A 22,028-nucleotide genomic window follows, 5' to 3' on the forward strand; every position below is an offset into this window, starting at 1 on the left:
ATGAACGAATTCTGGCAACACTGTTCCGCATTGCTGGAGCGTGAGCTCACGCCCCAGCAGTACGTGACGTGGATCAAACCGTTGGCCCCGGTCGCCTTCGACGCCGCTGCGAACACGCTCAGCATTGCCGCGCCGAACCGCTTCAAGCTCGACTGGGTCAAGAGCCAGTTCTCCGGTCGCATCGCTGATATGGCCCGCGATTTCTGGCAGGCGCCTGTCGACGTGCAATTCGTACTGGACCCGAAAGCCGGCATGCGCGCCCCTGCGGCAGCCGCGCCGGCTGCGGCGCGTCCGGCTTCCGCGCCGAATTCCATGGGCGGCAGCGCGGGCAATGCCGCTGCCGTGGACGCGGCCGTTGGCGCCGTGCAAGCGGCGCAGGCCACGCGCGCGAACGGCCCGAACAGCGCTAACAGCGCAATGGCCAACCTCAACGCGAATGCCCGCGCGGCAGCCGAGCACAATGCCAACGCACGCGCGGCGGCCGAAGATGCCGCCGACCTCGATCTGCCGAGCCTCGACGCGAACGAAGCCGCCGCGGCGCGCCGCACATGGCGTCCGGGCCAGAGCGCGAGTTCGAATGGCAACGGCGAGAACGACTCCATGTACGAGCGTTCCAAGCTGAACCCGGTTCTGACCTTCGACAACTTCGTGACCGGTAAGGCGAACCAGTTGGCGCGCGCCGCGGCAATCCAGGTCGCGGACAATCCGGGCATCTCGTACAACCCGCTGTTCCTGTATGGCGGCGTGGGCCTCGGCAAGACTCACCTGATCCACGCAATCGGCAACCAGTTGCTGATGGACAAGGCCGGCGCGCGCATCCGCTACATCCACGCGGAACAGTACGTGTCCGATGTCGTGAAGGCGTATCAGCGTAAGGCGTTCGACGACTTCAAGCGCTACTACCATTCGCTGGATCTGCTGCTGATCGACGATATTCAGTTCTTTTCGGGCAAATCGCGCACGCAGGAGGAGTTCTTCTACGCGTTCGAGGCGCTCGTCGCGAACAAGGCGCAGGTGATCATCACCAGCGACACGTATCCGAAGGAAATTTCGGGTATCGACGACCGTCTGATCTCGCGCTTCGACTCCGGCCTGACGGTCGCCATCGAGCCGCCCGAGCTGGAAATGCGCGTCGCGATTCTGATGCGCAAGGCGCAGTCGGAATTCGTGAGCCTGAATGAAGATGTGGCGTTTTTCGTCGCGAAACATTTGCGCTCGAACGTGCGGGAACTGGAAGGCGCGCTGCGGAAAATTCTCGCGTACTCGAAGTTCCACGGCCGCGAGATCACGATCGAACTGACGAAAGAAGCGCTGAAAGATCTGCTGACGGTGCAGAACCGGCAGATTTCGGTGGAGAACATTCAGAAGACCGTCGCTGACTTCTACAGCATCAAGGTCGCGGACATGTATTCGAAGAAGCGTCCGGCGAACATCGCGCGGCCGCGGCAGATCGCGATGTATCTGGCGAAGGAGCTCACGCAGAAAAGTCTGCCGGAAATCGGCGAGCTTTTCGGGGGACGTGACCACACCACGGTGCTGCACGCGGTGCGCAAAATCGCCGACGAGCGCAGCAAGGACGCGCAGCTGAATCACGAATTGCACGTGCTGGAGCAGACGCTGAAGGGCTAGGCAAGGGCTAGGTGGTGGGCGGGAAAATCGACCTGTTTATTTCCAAAGTCGCCCCCAATTTAGTGAGGCGGTTCCTTTTTCAGGCACAATACAGGTTTAACCGCCCGGCGCGGCCGCGGGCGGATTTCACGCCGTGACGGGCGCTGCGTGGCGCCGGCGGGGAGCCACGGCAGCATGCCGGAAATGCCTTGAACGGCTCGAAGGCGCGCAGGCCGTTATATCAACGAAGGAACTCTATGCAACTGGTCAAGACCGAACGCGATAACCTCCTCAGGCCGCTGCAAACCGTGAGCGGCATTGTCGAACGCCGCCATACGTTGCCGATCCTCGCCAATTTGCTGATTACCAAAAACGGCCCCGACGTGTCGTTCCTGTCAACCGACCTGGAGTTGCAGATCACCACGCGCGCCGATTTCGGCGTGGGCGGCGATACCGTGGCGACCACGGTGGCAGCGCGAAAGCTCCTCGACATCCTGCGCGCCATGCCCGACGGCCAGGTCACGCTCACGCTGAACGACAAGCGTCTGACGGTGCAATCCGGCAAGAGCCGCTTCGCGCTGCAAACGCTCGCCGCGGACGAGTTCCCGACCGTCGCGCAAGCTAAAGACTACGGTGCGAACCTTGTGGTTCCCCAAAAGACGTTCCGCCAGTTGCTCGGCATGGTCCATTTTTCGATGGCCCAGCAGGACATTCGCTACTACCTGAACGGCATGCTGCTGGTGGTGGACGGCGACCAGTTGATGGCAGTCGCGACCGACGGCCACCGCCTCGCGTTTTCGTCGATGAAGATTGAAGGCTCGTTTGCGCGCCAGGAAGTGATCATTCCGCGTAAGACGATTCTGGAACTGCAGCGTCTGCTGGAAGACATCGACGACACGCTGAAGATCGACATCGCGCAAACGCAGGTGAAGTTCACGTTTGGCCAGGTCGAACTCGTGTCGAAGCTGGTGGAAGGCAAATTCCCCGACTTCCAGCGCGTGATTCCGAAGTCGCACAAGAATCAGTTCGTGATCGGCCGTGAAGAACTGCAGCGTTCGCTGCAACGCGCCGCGATTCTGACGTCGGACAAATTCAAGGGCGTGCGCTGCATCATCGAGCCGGGCCAGTTGAAGATCATGTCGACCAACGCCGACCAGGAAGAGGCGCAGGAAGAACTGGAAATCGCGTACGACGGCGACAGCGTCGACATTGGGTTCAACGTCACGTATCTGCTCGACGTGCTGGCGAACCTGAAGGTCGACACGCTGCAAGTGAGCCTTGGCGACGCCAGCTCGAGTGCGCTGATCACGATTCCCGAGAACGACGAATTCAAATACGTCGTGATGCCGATGCGCATCTAACGCGTCCAACACCAAGAACACACCAAGGGGCGCAGCGCCCCTTTGGCGTTTTTATGGTGTTTTGAAAAGTCCCGAGCAGCAACCCAGCAGTAATGCAGAACCGGAAAAAATCCATGACTGAAACGAACAATACGCAACCCGACAACAGCTACGGCGCCTCGTCCATTCAGATCCTCGAAGGTCTGGAGGCGGTGCGCAAGCGGCCGGGGATGTACATCGGGGATACATCGGATGGCACCGGTTTGCACCACCTCGTGTTCGAAGTGCTCGACAACTCGATCGACGAAGCGTTGGCCGGCTATTGCAACGACATCCAGGTGATCATTCACGCGGACAACTCCATCTCGATCACCGACAACGGCCGCGGCGTGCCGACCGGTCTCAAGATGGACGACAAGCACGAGCCGAAGCGCAGCGCCGCCGAAATCGTGATGACCGAGTTGCACGCGGGCGGCAAGTTCGACCAGAACAGCTACAAGGTGTCGGGCGGCTTGCACGGCGTCGGCGTGTCGTGCGTGAATGCGCTGTCGGCGTGGCTGCGTTTGACGATTCGCCGCGACGGCAAAAAGCACTTCATGGAATTCCACCGTGGCGTGCCGCAGAATCGCGTGATCGAAGAGATCGACGGCGTGGCCGTGTCGCCGATTCAAGTGGTGGGCGATACCGAAAACCGCGGCACCGAAGTGCATTTCATGGCCGACGAGACGATCTTCGGCAACGTCGAATATCACTACGACATTCTGGCCAAGCGCATCCGCGAACTGTCGTTCCTGAATAACGGCGTGCGGATTCGTTTGACCGATCAGCGTACGGGCAAAGAGGATGATTTCGCGTTTGTCGGCGGCGTGAAGGGTTTTGTCGAGTACATCAACAAGACCAAGAGTGTCTTGCATCCGACCATTTTCCACGTGAGCGGCGAGAAAGACGGCGTGGGCGTGGAAGTGGCGATGCAGTGGAACGACAGCTACAACGAAAACGTGCTGTGCTTCACGAACAACATTCCGCAGCGCGACGGCGGCACGCACTTGACCGGCCTGCGCGCGGCCATGACGCGTGTGCTGAACAAGTACATCGCCGATCATGAAGTCGCGAAGAAGGCGAAGGTCGAGACGTCCGGCGACGACATGCGAGAAGGGCTTTCATGCGTGTTGTCGGTGAAGGTGCCGGAGCCTAAGTTCAGCGCGCAGACGAAGGACAAGCTGGTGTCGTCGGAAGTGCGCGCGCCCGTGGAAGACGTGGTCGCGAAGGCGCTCGAGGAATTCCTGCTGGAAACGCCGAATGACGCGAAGATCATCTGCGGCAAGATCGTCGACGCCGCGCGCGCTCGTGACGCCGCTCGCAAGGCGCGTGAGATGACGCGCCGCAAGGGCGTGCTCGATGGCGTCGGTTTGCCGGGCAAGCTCGCGGATTGCCAGGAGAAGGACCCGGCGAAGTCGGAGATTTATATCGTCGAGGGCGACTCGGCAGGCGGCTCGGCGAAGCAGGGACGCGACCGCAAGTTCCAGGCAATCTTGCCGCTGCGCGGCAAGGTGCTGAACGTGGAGAAGGCGCGTTATGACAAGCTGCTTTCTTCGGAGCAGATCGTGACGCTGATCACGGCGCTCGGCTGCGGTATCGGCAAGGAAGACTACAACCTCGATAAGCTGCGTTATCACCGCATCATCATCATGACCGATGCTGACGTGGACGGCGCGCACATCCGCACGCTGCTGCTGACGTTCTTCTATCGGCAGATGCCGGAGATGATCGAGCGCGGGTATATCTACATCGCGCAGCCGCCGTTGTTCAAGATCAAGGCGGGCAAGGACGAGCGGTATCTGAAGGACGAGAGCGAGGTTAATGCTCACATCCTCAAGCTCGCGTTGCAGGGTTCCGAACTGTTGGCTTCTGAGAATGCAACGCCGATTACCGGCGATGCGTTGGGCGAATTGGCTCGGGCTTATTTGCTGGCGCAGGCGGTGGTGAACCGGTTGAGCCGCTTGTATGACGCGGGCGCGCTAGAGGCTGTGATGGACGGGGTCGTTATTGATCTTTCCAGCGAGGCGGCCGCTGAGACATCGGCAAAAGCGCTTGAGGCTAAGCTTCGCGATGATGCTCTGAAGCCCGAGGTTAGGGTTACGACCATGTATGACCCGGTGCGTGAATTGCGCTCGCTGAAGGTCGCGCGGACGCATCACGGCAATCAGAAAATCTCCGTGTTCGATGAAGAGTTTCAATTGACTGCCGACTATCAGCAGTTGGTGAACACCGCGAATACGTTTAAGGGGTTGATTGGCGCTGGCGCCGTTATCAAGCGCGGTGAGCGGAGTATGGCTGTTACTGACTTCAAGTCTGCGATGAAGTGGTTGCTGGCTGATGCCGAACGCAATATCTCGAAGCAACGCTATAAGGGGCTCGGTGAGATGAACCCCGGGCAGCTTTGGGAGACTACGATGGACCCGACCGTGCGTCGTCTTCTTCGTGTGCAGATTGAGGATGCTATCGCGGCTGATGGCATTTTCACGACGCTGATGGGGGATGATGTTGAGCCGCGGCGGGCTTTCATTGAGTCGAATGCATTGAGGGCGGGGAATATTGATGTTTGAGCGCTTTCGCGCGACGTCAGAAAGAGGCGAAGCTAGCAGCAGTTGATGGTGGGGCAGTCCGCTGGATATCGTTGCGTCGACGATTCGGCTTATGCGATCCGCGCCAATTGGCGCGGACTGTCTTTGAAACTGCTGGACATGAACGGCATCACAATGATACCCATGACTATTAGCAGCCTAATAAGCGGAAGAACAAGAAGGTTAGTCCAAGACTATTCCTGAGAAACATCGTGTAATCAGCGCGTCAGTTTGCCGAAAAATACCCCCGGCGGATCTCTGCAGGCATTCGATTAATGCGATTAAAGCATTTTGCATGTTCGGTGTGAGTGTCCGTCACGGTGTCACTACAGCGAGCCGTTCGCCGGTACTATTCGAACGGTACATTGCGATCACACCGCAATGAAAGAAACGATTCCACTCGAATGCGACCGCTATGCGTTGGCGATCAAGGTACTGGAAGGGACAATTGAACACTACCGCGTAGCCGTCACCCGTCCGCCTGACCGCGGCCGCGTGCGTTTCGTTCTGAATGGAACCAGAATCGATGGCGAACTACGTTGGCTTCATGCTAACTCGCAATCGCTGCGGGAAATCGCCGACGATCGTGCATCGGTGATGGCCGGCGTCTACGAAAAGATCGATGGCACACATGAACTTGACTGGCTGATCTATCAGGGCCATGCAATCGTCGCGCGGGATTCGAGGCAAGCGCTGACACAGCAAACATGGCGAGAGATGCCCACGACGTTGAAGTTTCTGGGCATGGGCTCGGCAATCGCGGCTCTGATGTTTTTCCTGATGCTCCATGTCCCATACGGGTGGGCTCTACTGTTTGGAGTCGCAGGCGCACTGGCCGGCTCCGTCGCCACATTCGCCCTGGTGATGTGCCTTGGGTCTATCGGCAAGCTGTGGAACTGCTTTCGGCGTCGCCGCGTCCTCGACCTGATGGAAACGGTGATGGCGCGCTATCTTGCCCGATCGTCCGCGCGTGCAGCAGTCGAACCAGACGGTGAATCTCATGTCAGCTGAATTGCCCAACATCAAGCGCATTGAGGGACGTCTAAAGAACGTGGCGCTGGACACATCTACCCCATTCGCTACTACGTCACTCCTTGAGATCGCAACCTACAGATTTGAGATCGCCGGCGAAAAGATGGTGTTCTTCACCAGCCACTGGCAATGGGACTCGGAGCCGTTTCTAGCCGAAGGTGATCGGGCGATCGTCGCCGTGCTCGACGAAGTTACTGTGCCGGGCGGAGCAAGGCGCGTGTACGCGCTGCAGAACGCTGAAGACGATTGCGCCTATGTGGCCCACTATCGGTGGCAAGGGGACGATGCACGGATTGCCGCAACGCGCATTCCGCCGGGGAGCGAACACCGCTACCTGCTCGCGCTTGCCGCGTTAATGCTCACGCTGTTCCTGGCGCTAGCCGTGCTGCAGCGGAAAGATCCGTCATTTGTCGCGTTCTTCCTTTGTGGAGTACTCGCTGTCTGGTCTGCCGTCGCTATACCGCTTCTTACGCTGCGCTGGCGCTGGAAAGCCGGTTTTCCAACACGCAGGCAACGGATTGTCGCCACTGTTTACGAGCTCCTTGAGCTGGGCTCGCCGCTCGCGCCGAGTCGGGCAATTCACTCGGTGTAGCCACCAAGGGGTGGCAAGCATTTGTCGGGCGGTTCGCTCTCGTCGCCCGTGCGCCACGCGCTCAGTGCTTTCGGTATGTCAGGTGGGTCGTCCGCTACCACTTTGCCATAAATCGCAGATCAGTTAGAACCCGGTTTTGAGTTATACGAAGGTGCAACGCGCACTGATCGTATAACGTGAGATATGTGAAGCCCTCCGGAAGACGTTTTCTAGTGAGCTGCACCATCGACCGATACAGAAAAGGACCATATTCCTTGGTTCAATGCGTCGGAGATCAGTATTTTTGCTCGATTTGAAAGGGCGTTCAAAGTAGATCTATGCGCATTACTCGATTGTGCGAGCGCAACCTAGCGGTCAAATGGCGTCGGCCGCATCTGCGCCATACCGTGAGCGACTAACGGAGATGTGTTTTCGCCTGACCGTAGGGTGGTTTCCGGCGCAGTATTAACAACAAACAATTGGGTGGCCGGCGGTCCGTCGCCAAGATGCAAGTAAAAAGTTCGCCAGCAACGCGCGTGCCGGGGCCACTCCGCAATAACTACCGGTTTAACAATTGATTTCCCGTTTAGATTGCTGCTTTTGTCTTACCTTTTGTATTATCGCGGATAATGCTGCGAGCTTCGCCCGTGGCGTCGCGCGGTGCCATTCGCATATTCCATTCGACACCAATGCGGGTCAGCGTTTGGCACGAGTTTGACGCGCTGCGATTGATGCATTAACAGATTGGAATTGCGCCCGGTTGCTTTTAACAGTGCGGTCGGTCTTATGTGATGACCGACGGCAATAACCGGGTGGGCTTTCATCCACAAGAAAGCGAAAAACGAAAGGATTCGCGATGAGCACGCAAGACGGGATAAACGCCATCACGGGCGGATTAATTCAGCAAGACCGCCTGCTTACACTCGATACGCCGTTGGGGGCGAACGCGCTGGTACCCCAGCGTGCGGTAGGCCGCTCGCGTATTGGCCGCCACTTCGAATTCACCATCGACGTGGTATCCGCGTCGAGCAGCGTCGAGCTCAAGACCCTGATCGCGCAGCCAGTTACGCTGTGGATCCAGCAAGCCGACAAATCATATCTGCCGCACAACGGCTATGTGCACACCGCACGACGTCTCGGTTCGGACAGTGGGCTCACGAGCTATCAATTGGGCTTCGCGTCGTGGATGTACTTTCTGAAGTTTCGCCGCGACCAGCGCATCTGGCAGGACAAGACCGCTGATGAAATCGTGACGGACGTATTCAATGCCCATCCTCAGGCGCATGGGATGTTTCAGTTCGCCTTGTCGCAGCCATTGCCGTCCCGTTCATACTGCCGGCAAGATGAAGACGACTGGAACTTTGTGCATCGCTTGCTGGAGTCGGAAGGTTTGTTCGGTCTCTGGCAACAGGCGCAGGACGGCAAATCGCATACGCTGGTGATCACAGATCGATTGGCAACTGCGAAGGCCATGTCTCCTGAAACGGTCAAGTTCTACCGGGCGGGGATCAGCAGCGAGACTGACGCGCTGACGCAGTGGTCGGGTACGCGCACGTTGCAGAGCACGACGCTCACCACACGCACCTTCGACTACAAAAGTCCCTCCACCCAATTCAACCCGAAAGGCACCAACGTGCCGACCATGCCCAATCAGGGCTCGCTACCGGATCAAGCCGAGGTTTACGAGTACACCGGAGCGTACACCTATCCGAAACAGGAACGCGGAGACCAGTTGTCCAAATTCCGGATGGAAGAATGGGAATCGCGCGCGAAGCGTTTCCATGGCGAAGGTGGTTTGCGAGGGATCGACGCCGGACTGCGCTTTACACTGAGCGGCCATCCCGATCACGATCGGGACGCGGCTGATCAGAGAGAGTTCGCCGTGATCGAGGCCGCGTGGGTAATCGAAAACAACTTGCCGATCGGCGGACCGGCGGCGGGTTTCCCGAACAGCCTGGAAGCGACATTGCTGCAAGTGCGCGACAGCCACACGGGAGTGGGCACATTCAAAGTGCCGCACGCGGATGGCTCGGAAGGGTTTTATCGTGTAGAGATAGAAGCTCAGCGCACGACGGTTCCATATCGCAGCCCATTCGAACACAGGAAGCCGCAGACGCATCTCGAGTCGGCGATCGTCGTCGGACCGAGCGGTGAAGAGGTTTATACAGACGAACTGAACCGCATCAAGGTGCAGTTCATTTGGGACCGCCTGAACAGCGGCGACGAACAGGCTTCGTGTTGGGTGCGCGCGGCACAAGCGGATACCGGGAACGGCTACGGCGGCGTTCACATGCCCCGAGTCGGTGAAGAAGTGTTGATCGATTATGTCGGCGGTGATTGCGACAGGCCGGTTGTCATATCGCGGCTCTATAACGGCGACACCAAGCCGCAATGGCATTCCAACGGTTTGCTGTCCGGCTACCGCTCGAAAGAGTACGGAGGCACCGGTTATAACCAGATGGTGATGGACGATTCCACGGGCCAGAACCGCGTGCAACTCTACAGCAGCAGCGCGAATTCGCATTTGCACCTCGGCTATCTCGTGCAGCACACGAATAACAACCGCGGTGCGTTTCTCGGCAACGGCTTCGATCTGAAATCGGATGCCTACGGCGCAATTCGTGCAGGGCGAGGTTTGTACGTATCCACGTATTCGGCCACGGTCAACCAGCCGCTCGATGTAAGCGAGGCGAACAAACAACTGGTCAGCGCGGAAAGCGTGGTCGAGATGCTGTCGGAAGCAAGTAGCGCAAACCAGGCGGAGAGTCTCGAGGACGGTCAGAATGCACTGAAAAAGTTCACTGATGCCACCCAACACAGCACGTCCGGCAGCAGCGGCTCAGGTGGCCATACTGCCGGCGGTGGCACAGGGAACGCCAACGGTTTCTCGACACCGATCATGCTGGTGGCGAGTCCTTCCGGCTTGGGCCTGTCGACGCAGGACTCGACGCAAATCACGGCCAATCAGCACGTCAATATCGTAAGTGGGCAAAGTACTCACATCGCAACGGGTAAGTCTTTGCTCGCAAGCGTTTCGGAAAAAATCAGTCTCTTCGTGCAGAACGCGGGAATGAAGCTGTTCGCGGCCAAGGGCAAAGTAGAAATGAAAGCACTAAGCGACGAGATGACGCTCGCCGCGCTCAAGGATTTCACGATCACCAGCAGCGAAGGCAAACTCGTGCTATCGGCCGACAAGGAAGTCTGGATCGGCGCAGGCGGATCGTATATCAAGATCACACCCGACGGGATCGAGAACGGGACAGCGGGCAAGATCCTCGAAAAATGCGCGGCATGGGACAAATCCGGGCCCGCGTCGATGCGTATTCCCTCCCCCCTCACTAGCGTAGTGAAGGGTTGTTCGTGGAAGACCGCGGCGGCATCGGCGGACAGTGCGTCTAGCGTCATACTGGACTGAGGCGGCCATGGAATCGTTGAACTATCGCGATGCGAGTGCGCCGCGCGTTGCAGCGCATACGAAAGAGCAAGCGGCTGAAGTTTCGGCCGTTGAGCAGACAGTCCGCGTGCTGAGGGCGTATTTCAGCCAACGTCCTGATATGCATTGTCTCCTTGCGATCGATCCGAGTCGACTCGGTTTCCCGGAGAGTCTGGAACAAAAGATACCCATCTCCGAACAACCTCACGCGATCGTAACAATCGCGCACGAAGCATTTCCTGACGAACACCGTCCTTACCTCGTCGAACTCGATCTCTCAACGCCGGACGGCGTGGACTTGCTGGCGGAAAGCGTGCGCCTTGCGTTCGATGATCGGCATCCGGACTCCATAGCGCAAGGCCTTGGACAACGTGTCGGCGGCTGGCTGGCCAGCAACGGCTCGGCTGACGTCGTCGCCGCACATTGGTCACAACAAGTATTGCAGGCGGATAACCGCGGGCGCCAGTGCGCATTGCGCTTTTACGACTCGCGCGCGCTCAGCCTGCTTTGGCCGATGTTGTCACCCGGTCAGCAGCAAGCACTACTAGGACCGGTGAGCGCTTGGCACGCATTAGATGCGTGCGGCAAGCCATGCATTTACACGAGTACGGATACATCACTAGCCGATCTGACTCTAACCGATGCACAGTGGCAGGCAACTCATCGCCACGGACTGGTCAACCGCGCACTTGGCCTGCATATGCAGGCAACGGGGCGGCAGCCCGATCCGCAAGAGGTCGAGGCGGCAGTCGCTAGCGCCGCTCGTGCGGAGCAATACGGATTAAGCGACCGCGATGACATCATCGCGTTCATCGGCCATGCGCTGGCCTGGCACCCTGTATTCGATCGACATCCAAAAGTGACACAGGCACTGCGACAGAGAGAACCGGACGACTTTTATACGGCGGCTGTGAGCGAACTGTCTCCGGACGAAATAGAAGAAATCCGGCGCGGTAACTGGGTGGACGACAAGTCGCTTTCGTCCGCGGCGCGGTAATCGACGTCAAACCATTTTCAAGCCGTCAGAGTACGTATGGATCCGACCGAACAACACTGCGTTAATTGCAAAAAATCCGGGTTGCCCATCTTGCCTGTGCGCTATACCGTACTTCCGAAAACCGTTACTGCGAAGCTGCCGGGCGGTATGAGCGGTACAGGTGTCACGAACATCGAGCTGCATGAGCATCACTACGGCTTGCGCACATTGCGTGAAGGCTGGCTATACCTGTTTTACGTCAAGGGCGCGCGCGGTAGTAACTACTGGGAGGCGTACAAGGTCACACAAGATGGTCGTTTGTGGAAGCAAACGCTACCTCTCACGAATGCGCCAACTACACATCCCGCCTGCGCGCAAAAGAGCATTGCCGTGCCAATGGACCTCATTGCGATTGAGCAACCGGAAAAATGCACAGGCCGCGTGTACATTGCGTTTTCCGAGATCACCTGGCATAGCGATATCTTCAAACAGTACGCAGACAACGAGACATTGCGAAACAAGAGGATGCAGTGGATCGAGCCTGCGAGATGGATTAAGGGCAGCAAAGACGAAAACGGTCATGCTGTCGTTGCCACCGAAGCAAGTATCGACGATGTGGTCGAGTACATGCCTGGCCTGGATCCGAAACTGTTGGAACCGCAGCGGTTGCTCGACCCAAAAAATGCTGCGCTAAGCGACGAGAGCGGCAATTACAAAGAAGACTGGGTGAGGAAAGAAGCGACGCGGTACCCACTGCACGTCCGTCAAGCCACCCCTGCGTCGGCGAGTGGTTCGCTCGTTAAATTGATGAACAACGTTGGCGAGACGGAAGACCGCAAGCATCACCCGCCAATGCTGCTGGCCTTGTGGGACGGCATCGGTAACGTGCACGAATTGAACGGATTCCGCAACGATCCCGCGTCGTGGTTTGATCAGTACGTCGCCGAGCGCGCGCTGCAGGTTACCGCGATGCATAACATCGATGCCGCGCACAAGATCGTTCAGTCTCGCATGGAGCAAGCGCTCAATGACCAGGAGAGTATGGCGAGGCAAGCGCATGAAATGACACCGCTTGGCCGACCGGAGGCGCGGACGGCGCTGGCGGCGCAACGCGCCCGAGCGCTAGCCGGTGCTGACGCGGCGCGAGCCAACCAGATCAACGCTTATTACGACGACATGGACTGGATGGCTGCCAACGACATTCCGGGCAGTTATCAAATGCAGTTGATTCAGATGGGACGGATGAGCAGCGCGGGCAGTGCCGGCTCGACTGCGCCTTATATCGGCGCATACCGCGATGATGTCATGAATAAGGCGCGCGCTTATGCGCAGGCGCGCCCCGGATTCCACGATCGCAACGTCAAGGACAGTACGAAGCGTGCGTGGTCGGTGTACGAAGCACGACTGAAACGGGATGACATTGAGGCGTTCCGAAAAAAGTACGAAGACTTGCAGTCGACGGTTTATCAGTTGCAGGAAACGCGCAGCGACGACGTGGGGAAATGGATTAATGCGCCGCTGCTGCTAACGGCGCTCGAAGACTGCCACGCCGGCGACATGCACGATGCGTTGCTCTTCGAAACCATCGTGTCCGACGCCGTTGCCGGTCTGGCGTCCACTCCAAAGGGTAAAGCGGTTGTGGATGGTTTGCTCACCCAATGGGATCCGACGCAGCCGGGCAGCCTGATTTGGCGTGTCGTGGCCATGAATCAGATGGATGCCCGCCAGGAACTTGGCCAGGCGCTGAAGGCCGCACAAGCCCATAAGGCTACGCCGCTAGAAACAGCCTTCGAGGAATTCCTCTCGATTGCGGCTTCCACCAAAAAACTGGTTGGCTACTATAAAAGCCTCGCTCAAACGGCGCTGGAAACCGACCCCAAGAAAATCACGCCGCTCGCAGGGCTAATGCAACGCCTCGGCGCGGATCAATTCGGTATGAGCGTCGGCGATGCGATCTTCGCCAAGTTCAGAGTTAACCAGCTTGGTGATCTTGTCGGTGAAAAATTTATTCAATCGATTCTGTTGCAGCGCGCCGGCGTGCCCTACGAGGACGCTATCGCACTGGTTCGCAAACAGGCTGAGCTCGAGAAGATAAGCCGCCTCGATACAATCAAACGTTTGCTGGTGGCGCGTGCGGCTTTGCGCAGCGCTGCGCCTGAGGGGGCATCTAAAGCAACCAAAGAATTGTACGAAACATGGGACAAGCTAAAGTTAGCTGACGAGGGCAAAAAACCGCTTCTCATGGGACGTATTGCAGTTGTAAGTGCACTGCTGGAAACGGTGAACTTCGTCCATCTTTTAGCCGGGGCACAGGACAAAGATACCAAGCTCAAGCTGGTTCAATCTGGCGCGTCTCTGTGCTCGTCGCTTATCACGATCAGCATGACGCCTTACTACGCGGTGTTGAAAAATTCGACGCGTTCCCTGAGCTGGAAGCTGTTGGGGGCAAGCCTGAGCAGCTTTGGTACATTTGTCTCAGCATGGACAGATTGGGAACATGTAGACACGGCAATTGTGAAACACCAGTTTGATGTAGTCGGGGCTTTGGGTATCAAGACGCTTGCAGGCGGCCTATCCGGTACTGCAGTTCTTCTGGACGCCATCAGTACATCAGCTCCGTTGCTTAAGAAGATCGCGTCTCGTTATGGTACGGAAGCAGTGATTGCGGCAGTTGAGGCGGTATCCGAACGAATCGCCGTAATTGCGGGGTTGCGCGCGATCGGTATGTTAGCGGGTTGGGAAGCAACGATCGGTTTGGTCCTGCTACAGCTGCTAGCTGACTGGCTGACACCCGATGCCCTAGAGGCGTGGTGTTCGCGATGCGCTTTCGGGACCGGACGGGAAACGATCTATCGTGTGACGGATCACAGCGTCCCCGTCTACACGAAGAACTCGGAACAAGACAAAGATTTTACGGATGCCATGGCCCAGGTCTCATGAAAAAAAACAGGGAAAAACCCGTCTCCACCGTCCTGCTACGCGGCACCATCGCGAAGCTTGAGCGTTCGCGACGCAGTCACGACTTCGTATTGACGCAGGTGCAGCAACGACAGCTTGGTGCGACCGCCGTCGGTGCTGCAGCGATGGGTATGGGTGCGGCAGGCATCGGACTCGTCAGTATGGCGTCCAACACGGACGAAGAAGCTGAATGGGTGGAGTTCGAACTCGACGGCAAGAAGATGCAGGGTTGGCTATGGCTATTGCCAATGCGCAACGGCGACGAAGTCGAAGTAGTCGCAGAGAAGCTGGCAGACGATCGATACATCGTCTATTCGGTCAAGCGCGATGGCGACGACATAGTAGCGATGTATCCACACGCCACGGCAGGAAGAAGGGCGCATTACCGAAGCATGACGAAGATCATGCTGTGGACCTTCTTCATCCTTTATGCAATCCTGGTAATCGGGACCTATCTTAAGGGTGGAATTTCAAGCGATCTGTATGCCTATGCAGTTTCCATGGCCACGATCGGTGTTGGCGGATTTGTCGCATTTGGCATCATCTTTTATCGGGTTTCCCTGAGGCTGATGGGCTTCGTCCGCCTGGCTGAGACAGTTTTTAGGACCTATGGCTGGCCGGACGTGGAGAACATTGACCTGCGAAAGACGTCACGCGAATTCCGGGGCACTAATACGCTATCGAACTATGGGCGTCATTACTTCCGATACAAACTAAATGCTGGTTCACAGGCGTAAGTGCGGCTCAGGCGAGGCTATGCGAGAACCCAAAGTTCAGGTGCAACCGATACTGCTGCGCGGCACGATTGCCCGCCTGCAGCGCTCCGGGCGTACTCATGATTTTGTGCTCACTCAATTCCAGCAAAATGCGGTCGGCGCAACGGCCGTGGGTGCGGCCGCAATGGGTTTGGGCGCAACGGGTATTGGACTCGTGAATATGGCATCCAACGCAGATGAGGAAGCCGACTGGGTCGAGTTCGAACTGGACGGAATACAGATGCAAGGCTGGCTTTGGCTCATGCCGATGCGCAATGGCGACGTTGTAGAAGTCGTAGCCGAGAAGGTGGGAGAAAGCCGATACGTCGTCTATTCGGTTAAGCGAGACGGAGACGATATCGTTTCCGTCTATTCGCATGCTACCGCGGGCCGCAAGCAGCATTATCGCAGCATGGCAAAAATCATGTTCTGGGCTTTCGCGCTCGTCAACGCAATCGGCGTGTTTGCGATGCACAGGCCGGGAGACTTTGGCGAAAGATTTCTTTCGTTTGCTGCGTTCATGGGCGTCGCGATGGCGGCAAGTCTTGTCGTCTTTGCAATTATTTTTTACCGTGTCACCCGAAAAATGATGGGCCTTGTTCGGCTTGCCGAAGCAATTTTCAGGACCTATGGCTGGCCGGACGTGGAAAACATCAACCTTCGCAAGACTTCACGCGAGCACCGCGGAACCAATACCCTCGCGAATTACGGCCGCTATTACTTCCGTTACAAAGTAAATCGTTCGTAGACGACGCGATGGACACCAATAAGGTTTGGCAATGTTTCACGGTAGAGAAGGAGGCGACTCCATGATGAATCTCATTCGTCTCGATGACGACACTGATCACGGCGGCAAAGTGATCACAGCATCACGGACCATGTCTTTTGACGGCCGATTTGTTGCACGCAAGGGTGACGAAGTCTCCTGTCCAAAGCATGAGGACGTCAAACCCAATGTCATCGTCGAGGGGGACGAATCGATGATGGACAACGGTATGCCTATAGCGCGTCATGGCAATCAGGCAACCTGTGGATGCAGGCTGATATCGAGCCTCGTTTGAATGTGACGAGTCCGTGATCCCCTGAAGCACAGACTAATCATTGAGTAGCGACGGCGTGAAAGACTCCGACCATTGCGTCCAATAATCGAACACGAAAAATCATCATGGCAACGACCGACCCAAAATGCGCTAACTGCGAAAAGACCGGTTTACCGATCCTCCCGGTGCGGTATACCGTACTGCCGCAGACCGTGGGGGCGAAACTGCCGGCCGGCATTAGCGGTAAAGGCGTGACAGATGTCCCCCTGACGGCGCATCACTACGGTCTGCGCACATTGCGCGAAGGGTGGCTCTACCTTTTCTATGCAAAGGGCGCGCGCGGCAACAACTACTGGGAAGCGTACACCGTAACGGAGGATGGGCGCTTGTGGAAGCAGCCGCTGCCCCTTGCCACTGCACCGACGATCCATCCTGCGTGCGCGCAAAAGAGCATCGCTGTGCAGATGGACATTATTGCGATCGAACGCCCGGAAAAATGTGGTGATGTTTATATCGCCTTCTCCGAGTACCCATGGCACAAGGACATCTTCAAACTGTATGCGGGCGACGCGGCACTTCGTGCGCAGCGCATGCAGCGCATCCAACCGGCGAAATGGATTGCGGGCGCACACAATGAGCACGCTGCGGTTGCGACCGAGCAGAGCGTCGATACCGTCGTCGAGTACATGCCGGGCTTCGACCCCAGGTTGCTGCAATTGCCAAAGCAAAAAGTCAGCAATTCGAACGGTAGCGTCAACGCGAATATATTGAAGCACGAAGCGACGCGCTATCCATTGCATATCCGCCAGGCTACACCGGCCTCGGCGAGCGCTGCGCTTGTGAAACTTATGAATGGCGTTGGTGAAATCAAAGGCGGCAAGCATCATCCCCCGATGCTGTTGGCACTTTGGGACGGCATCGGCAACGTGCACGAACTGAACGGCTATCGCAACGACGCTGCCGTTATGATGACACGCTACATACAGGAATTACCCAAAGAAATCGATGCGCTGCAATCGATCGAAGCGGCGGAGGTTGCCGTAAAGAACGGTGCAGTGGCCTCCAAAAGCCGTTGGCGTTCGGCCCGCCAAGCGGGCTGGGAGGCGATGATCAATTCGCCGGGCGCAATGGACGGCATACCGACGATGCTTTCGCCCGAACAGGAAGCTGCCTCACAAAAGAACATAGACGACGCGGGAAAGATCAGCCCGTCGGAAGCGAAAGAGATCGGCGAGGCGGAGTGGCCGAAATACCTGGATAAGCTTAATAAAGCCCGGTTCCAGCAATTTCGCGGTGCATTCCAATCTATGCAAACCGCAGTGAACCAGTTACAGGCTGACCGAACGGCAGACGTTGCCGCATGGCTGAAAGCACCGCTGCTGCTTGCTACGCTTCATGATTACCATGAAAACGACGTACCTAATGGCACTGCGTTCGAGGGCGTGGTGAACGAGGCGATCAATGGGCTACCTTCAGAAGAGAAGGGAGCTCAGGTTGTAGTCGATCTGGTGAACGACATGGATCCGACACAACCGACAAGTCTGGTGTGGCGGGCCTTCGCGTTCAACCAGAAAGCACCGAAGGTGGAAATTAAGGAATTGCTCGCAAAGGCGACAGCGTACAAGGCGACGCGCGCGGAAGATATCGCGGAAATTCTCGAAAAGATCGTCAAGCCTTTGGAGAAGTTGAAAACGTTCGTCGAATTCCGCGAAAAAATGGGCGAAGTCAAGGAGCACCAGTACGCGATCTCGGCTACGGAGCGTGCGGTAAAGAAACTTCAAGTCGACCGGTTAAGCATCACGATCGCCAATGCGCTTTTCAAGTGGACGGGGATGGGGAAAGTAAGCGACTGCGCGGGAGCGTTCCTGATACGCGGTGCGCTGATGATGCGGGTCGGCATTAGCCAGACTGACACTCTTGGCCTGGTGAAGGAATCGGCGAACGTCGAGCCGAAGTTGCGCGCCAAGCTGGAAAGCGGTTACCGTGCGTTGCGGGCAAGGGGCGTGAAAGCTGCGGAAGCATATGCGCAAGCGCTAGAGACTCTCGCATCGGATGAAAGGGGGCTCGTGCTTCGGGCGAAGTGGAACGCTGTCAAGCTGACGAGTGAGGGCGCCGAGGCGGCTGCGGGGATTCGAATCGGCGGGACGTTGGCGATCATCGAGCTGTTTGGCTTTGGTGCGAGTCTGGCGAAAGTCGATAAGAGCGGAGAAGATTATGCGATGCTGGTGGCGAGCGGATTTTCTGCTTCATCTGCTTGCTTGCAAGCATCGAGCAAAGCAATGGCGGCGATGGCAAAAGACGCCGCTCAGACTGCGGCTAATCTGAAGGCCATCACGGGTTATTTTGGCGGCGCATCGGCCGCAATTGGCGCGTTCTTCGACGCGAGAAAAGGTGTGGATCAAGTAAAGGACAGCAAGATTTGTCTGGCGTCACTCTATTTCATCAAGAGCGGCTTGGGATTCGCCGCGACCACCGCTAACCTTTTGACGGCTCTAACATCAAGCGCGCCAATGATAGCCAGAATTACCGGTGGACGCGGTGTCGTTTGGCTAGGAAAGGCAAGTGCTGGTATTGCCGGAGCGACCGCAAGAACTGCCAGCCTCGCAACAGCCGCCGAAGGAGGTACGACCGCAGCTGCACGGGCTGCCGCAGCGAACGCAGCGGGCCGGGAAGCAGTCGGTGTGGCAGCGGGCGAGGTGGTTGTTGCCGTCGGCGAGCGCGGTGCGTTGCTCATGATAGGACGGGCGGCACTCTTCCTGGCTGGCTGGGAGGTCGCTGTGGTAATCACCGTGATACAAGTTCTGATCTGGTATTTCTCGGATAACGATTTGCAGAGCTGGTTTGAAAAATGTACGTTTGGCAAGTCGCCGAATAGTCCTCCATGGGAAGCGGGCAAGCAGCATGAAGAATTTGAAAAGGCACTCAAAGGCGTCGGGTTGACGGCAAGCGAGGGCTCGGAATGACTATTGAAAGGACATCGCCGGCGCCCGCAACATTGCTGCGTGGCCGCATCGCCAATTTGCGTAAAACACGTCGCAGTCAGGACTTCTTCTTTACCGACTCCGACCGAAAGAAAATGGGTGCAACGGCCATTGCGGCAGGGCTGGCTGGGTTGGGCGGCATCGCAGTTGGCCTAAGTGGTATGGCGATGGATACGACCGAGGAAGCGGACCTTCTGGAGTTCGATCTTGACGGTAAGCCCGTCAAGGCGTGGGTGTGGCAGTCAGTCTTCGACGAGGGCGACGAAGTGGAAGTCGTCGCCGAGCAGTGGGGCGACACTTGGCAGGGGTATGGCATACGACGTATAAGCGACAAGATAGTGGCTCTGCATCCGCATTGCAGCAGGGGCAGGTATGCGCACTACAAGGCTTCGCTGCGGTTGTGGCTGAAAGTCTGTGTGCCGCTGCTCCTGTTTATGTACCTTTTGACCGGTGCGATTGCTTTCTTTGACTCGGTGGATAATTGGGCGGGTATGGTGCAAATGTGGGCCTTCGGTGGGCTGGGTATCCTGGCAATCCTTGGCGCGATTGCCTACCGGATGTCACGCAAATTCATGGGCTTTGTTGGCCTCGCCGAAGGCATTTTCCAAGCGTTTGGCTGGAAGAACGTTAGGGACATTGATCTGCCAGCGATCACCAAAAAGAGCAAAACATCAGGTGAACCGGGTGCGCTTGGGGTTCTCTATTTTAGATATTGATGGTGCGAGACATCGCTGGCGGGTCAAATGGCGGCTTTAATAGACGAATGTGGCCCAGCAGTGACTCCCCGCCACACCTGACCTCCCCCAACTTATCAACAACCCCCTCTGCACAACCGCTGTAAAAACCCGCTGACATCCTGTGGGACAAACCTTGATAAAAACCACAGCCGCCGAAACGCACCAAAACTTTTCCCCAACTCAACCGCACTATCCACGCTTACTCCGCAAGCTTATCGCCCGCGCAACCTCTTGATCCCAAACGAAGGTTCGCACTTATCCACAACCGCCAACGCCGCTTGTTAACTACTACTACGTATACAAATACAAAGACAATAAAAACCAGAAGAACCACAATCACCCTCGCCAGCCCGATATACACGCAAGCCAAAACGAGTGCCCCCCGAATTAAGCACTCCCCCCACAAACCACCCCCCAAACTTTGCCGAATTTCGATAACACCTCGAATATTGGCTCACTACCATCGGCGAAAGCCTGCCCGCCCACGCACCGCAAAACCTTGCGGCGCCGAGCAAGCGGCAAACTCCGGGAGCGTCCGATGAAATCAGAGTCAACCAGTCAGCACGTCGGCAAAGTCACGCATCACGAGTTGAAGCAGACGCTCGGCACGTGGCAACTTTGGGGAATCGCAGTCGGCCTCGTGATCTCCGGTGAATACTTCGGCTGGAGTTATGGCTGGGCAAGCGCGGGCACGCTCGGCTTCGTGGTCACCGCGGTCTTTATCGCCGCGATGTACACCACGTTCATCTTCAGCTTCACCGAACTCACCACGTCGATCCCGCATGCCGGCGGTCCGTTCGCTTACGCGCGTCACGCATTCGGCCCGACGGGCGGCTATCTCGCGGGCGCGGCCACGCTCGTCGAATTCGTGTTCGCGCCGCCGGCCATTGCGCTCGCCATCGGCGCCTATCTGCACGTGCAGTTCCCGGGTCTCGAACCGAAGCACGCGGCAATGGGCGCGTACCTCGTCTTCATGGCGTTGAATATCGTCGGTGTGCAGATCGCCGCGGCATTCGAATTGTGCGTGACGTTGCTCGCGATTTTCGAATTGCTCGTCTTCATGGGCGTCGTGTCGCCGGGCTTTCAATGGTCGAACTTTACGAAGGGCGGCTGGGCCGGCGCGGACACGTTCAGCATGGGCTCATTCAACGGCATGTTCGCAGCGATCCCGTTCGCGATCTGGTTCTTCCTCGCGATCGAAGGCGTCGCGATGGCCGCGGAAGAAGCGAAAAACCCGAAGCGCTCGATTCCGATCGCCTACGTCGCGGGCATTCTCACGCTCGTGGTGCTCGCCATCGGCGTGATGGTGTTTGCTGGCGCGGCCGGCGACTGGACCAAGCTGTCGAATATCAACGACCCGCTGCCGCAAGCGATGAAGTACATCGTCGGCGAACATAGCGGCTGGATGCATATGCTCGTGTGGCTCGGACTGTTCGGGCTCGTCGCGTCGTTTCACGGCATCATCCTCGGCTATTCGCGGCAGATCTTCGCGCTGGCTCGCGCGGGCTATTTGCCGGAGTGGCTCTCGAGCGTGCATCCGCGCTTCAAGACGCCGCATCGCGCGATTCTCGCCGGCGGTGTGATCGGCATCGCCGCGATCTACAGCGACGAGTTAATTCAGTTCGGCGGCCAGACGCTCACGGCGAACATCGTGACGATGTCCGTGTTTGGCGCTATCGTGATGTATATCATCAGCATGTTGTCGCTGTTCAAGCTGCGCCGCACCGAGCCGAACATGGAGCGTCCGTTTCGCGCGCCGCTTTTTCCGTTCTTTCCGGCGTTCGCGCTGGTGGCCGCGGTAATCTGTCTGGCCACTATGGTGTACTTTAACTTTCTGGTGGCAGTGGTGTTCGCCATCTTCCTCGCACTCGGCTACGTCTATTTCCTCATGACGCGCCATCAACGCGAGGCCGCACCGGCCGACGCATTGCTCGAAGAATGACGGTCGAAGCCGCTGCGCGCGCAGCCGCGTT

14 protein-coding genes are annotated in these 22,028 nt (G+C 57.6%); all 14 read left to right on the forward strand.

Translation table 11 applies throughout. The features are described 5' to 3' along the window. Positions 1-1,629: a chromosomal replication initiator protein DnaA gene (gene dnaA, locus CUJ91_RS00005; protein ID WP_029971174.1), complete on the forward strand. Its 1,629-nt coding sequence runs from the start codon at positions 1-3 to the stop codon at positions 1,627-1,629. A gap of 236 nt (positions 1,630-1,865) precedes the next feature. After that, entirely contained in the window at positions 1,866-2,969 is a 1,104-nt protein-coding gene (dnaN, locus tag CUJ91_RS00010; RefSeq protein WP_006050601.1) for a DNA polymerase III subunit beta, read from the forward strand. Between the two features lie 113 nt (positions 2,970-3,082). Further along, the gene (gene gyrB, locus CUJ91_RS00020) at positions 3,083-5,554 is read left to right on the forward strand and encodes a DNA topoisomerase (ATP-hydrolyzing) subunit B (protein WP_006050600.1); all 2,472 of its coding nucleotides are present in this window, start codon (positions 3,083-3,085) and stop codon (positions 5,552-5,554) included. 399 nt (positions 5,555-5,953) lie between these two features. After that, positions 5,954-6,583, forward strand: a complete 630-nt coding sequence (locus tag CUJ91_RS00025) for a hypothetical protein (RefSeq protein WP_114155610.1) — start codon at positions 5,954-5,956, stop codon at positions 6,581-6,583. After that, positions 6,525-7,196 carry a hypothetical protein gene (locus CUJ91_RS00030; protein ID WP_153067601.1) on the forward strand — a complete coding sequence of 224 codons (672 nt, stop codon included), beginning with the start codon at positions 6,525-6,527 and terminating at the stop codon, positions 7,194-7,196. Before CUJ91_RS00025 ends, CUJ91_RS00030 begins: the two co-directional genes overlap by 59 nt. Positions 7,197-8,031: 835 nt before the next feature. Further along, positions 8,032-10,590, forward strand: a complete 2,559-nt coding sequence (locus CUJ91_RS00035; protein WP_114155612.1) for a type VI secretion system Vgr family protein — start codon at positions 8,032-8,034, stop codon at positions 10,588-10,590. A gap of 7 nt (positions 10,591-10,597) precedes the next feature. Further along, positions 10,598-11,605, forward strand: a complete 1,008-nt coding sequence (locus tag CUJ91_RS00040; RefSeq protein WP_114155613.1) for a DUF4123 domain-containing protein — start codon at positions 10,598-10,600, stop codon at positions 11,603-11,605. Positions 11,606-11,641: 36 nt separating this feature from the next. Then, positions 11,642-14,524, forward strand: a complete 2,883-nt coding sequence (locus CUJ91_RS00045) for a T6SS effector BTH_I2691 family protein (protein WP_114155614.1) — start codon at positions 11,642-11,644, stop codon at positions 14,522-14,524. After that, positions 14,521-15,279, forward strand: coding sequence for a putative type VI secretion system effector (locus CUJ91_RS00050; protein ID WP_114155615.1), 759 nt, complete (start codon positions 14,521-14,523; stop codon positions 15,277-15,279). Before CUJ91_RS00045 ends, CUJ91_RS00050 begins: the two co-directional genes overlap by 4 nt. 19 nt (positions 15,280-15,298) lie before the next feature. Further along, positions 15,299-16,045 (forward strand): putative type VI secretion system effector, encoded by a 747-nt coding sequence (locus CUJ91_RS00055; protein WP_114155616.1) that lies wholly within the window; start codon positions 15,299-15,301, stop codon positions 16,043-16,045. A 61-nt stretch (positions 16,046-16,106) separates the two neighbouring features. Further along, positions 16,107-16,358, forward strand: a complete 252-nt coding sequence (locus CUJ91_RS00060; RefSeq protein WP_053857320.1) for a PAAR domain-containing protein — start codon at positions 16,107-16,109, stop codon at positions 16,356-16,358. A gap of 104 nt (positions 16,359-16,462) precedes the next feature. Further along, positions 16,463-19,300, forward strand: a complete 2,838-nt coding sequence (locus CUJ91_RS00065; protein ID WP_114155617.1) for a T6SS effector BTH_I2691 family protein — start codon at positions 16,463-16,465, stop codon at positions 19,298-19,300. Beyond that, positions 19,297-20,034: a putative type VI secretion system effector gene (locus CUJ91_RS00070; RefSeq protein ID WP_053857322.1), complete on the forward strand. Its 738-nt coding sequence runs from the start codon at positions 19,297-19,299 to the stop codon at positions 20,032-20,034. Before CUJ91_RS00065 ends, CUJ91_RS00070 begins: the two co-directional genes overlap by 4 nt. A gap of 559 nt (positions 20,035-20,593) precedes the next feature. Further along, on the forward strand, positions 20,594-21,997 hold the full coding sequence (eat, locus tag CUJ91_RS00075) for an ethanolamine permease (RefSeq protein WP_029971158.1): 1,404 nt from the start codon (positions 20,594-20,596) through the stop codon (positions 21,995-21,997). The last annotated feature ends 31 nt before the right edge of the window (positions 21,998-22,028 follow it).

The organism is Paraburkholderia graminis (assembly GCF_003330785.1).
GTDB classification, from domain to species: domain Bacteria; phylum Pseudomonadota; class Gammaproteobacteria; order Burkholderiales; family Burkholderiaceae; genus Paraburkholderia; species Paraburkholderia graminis.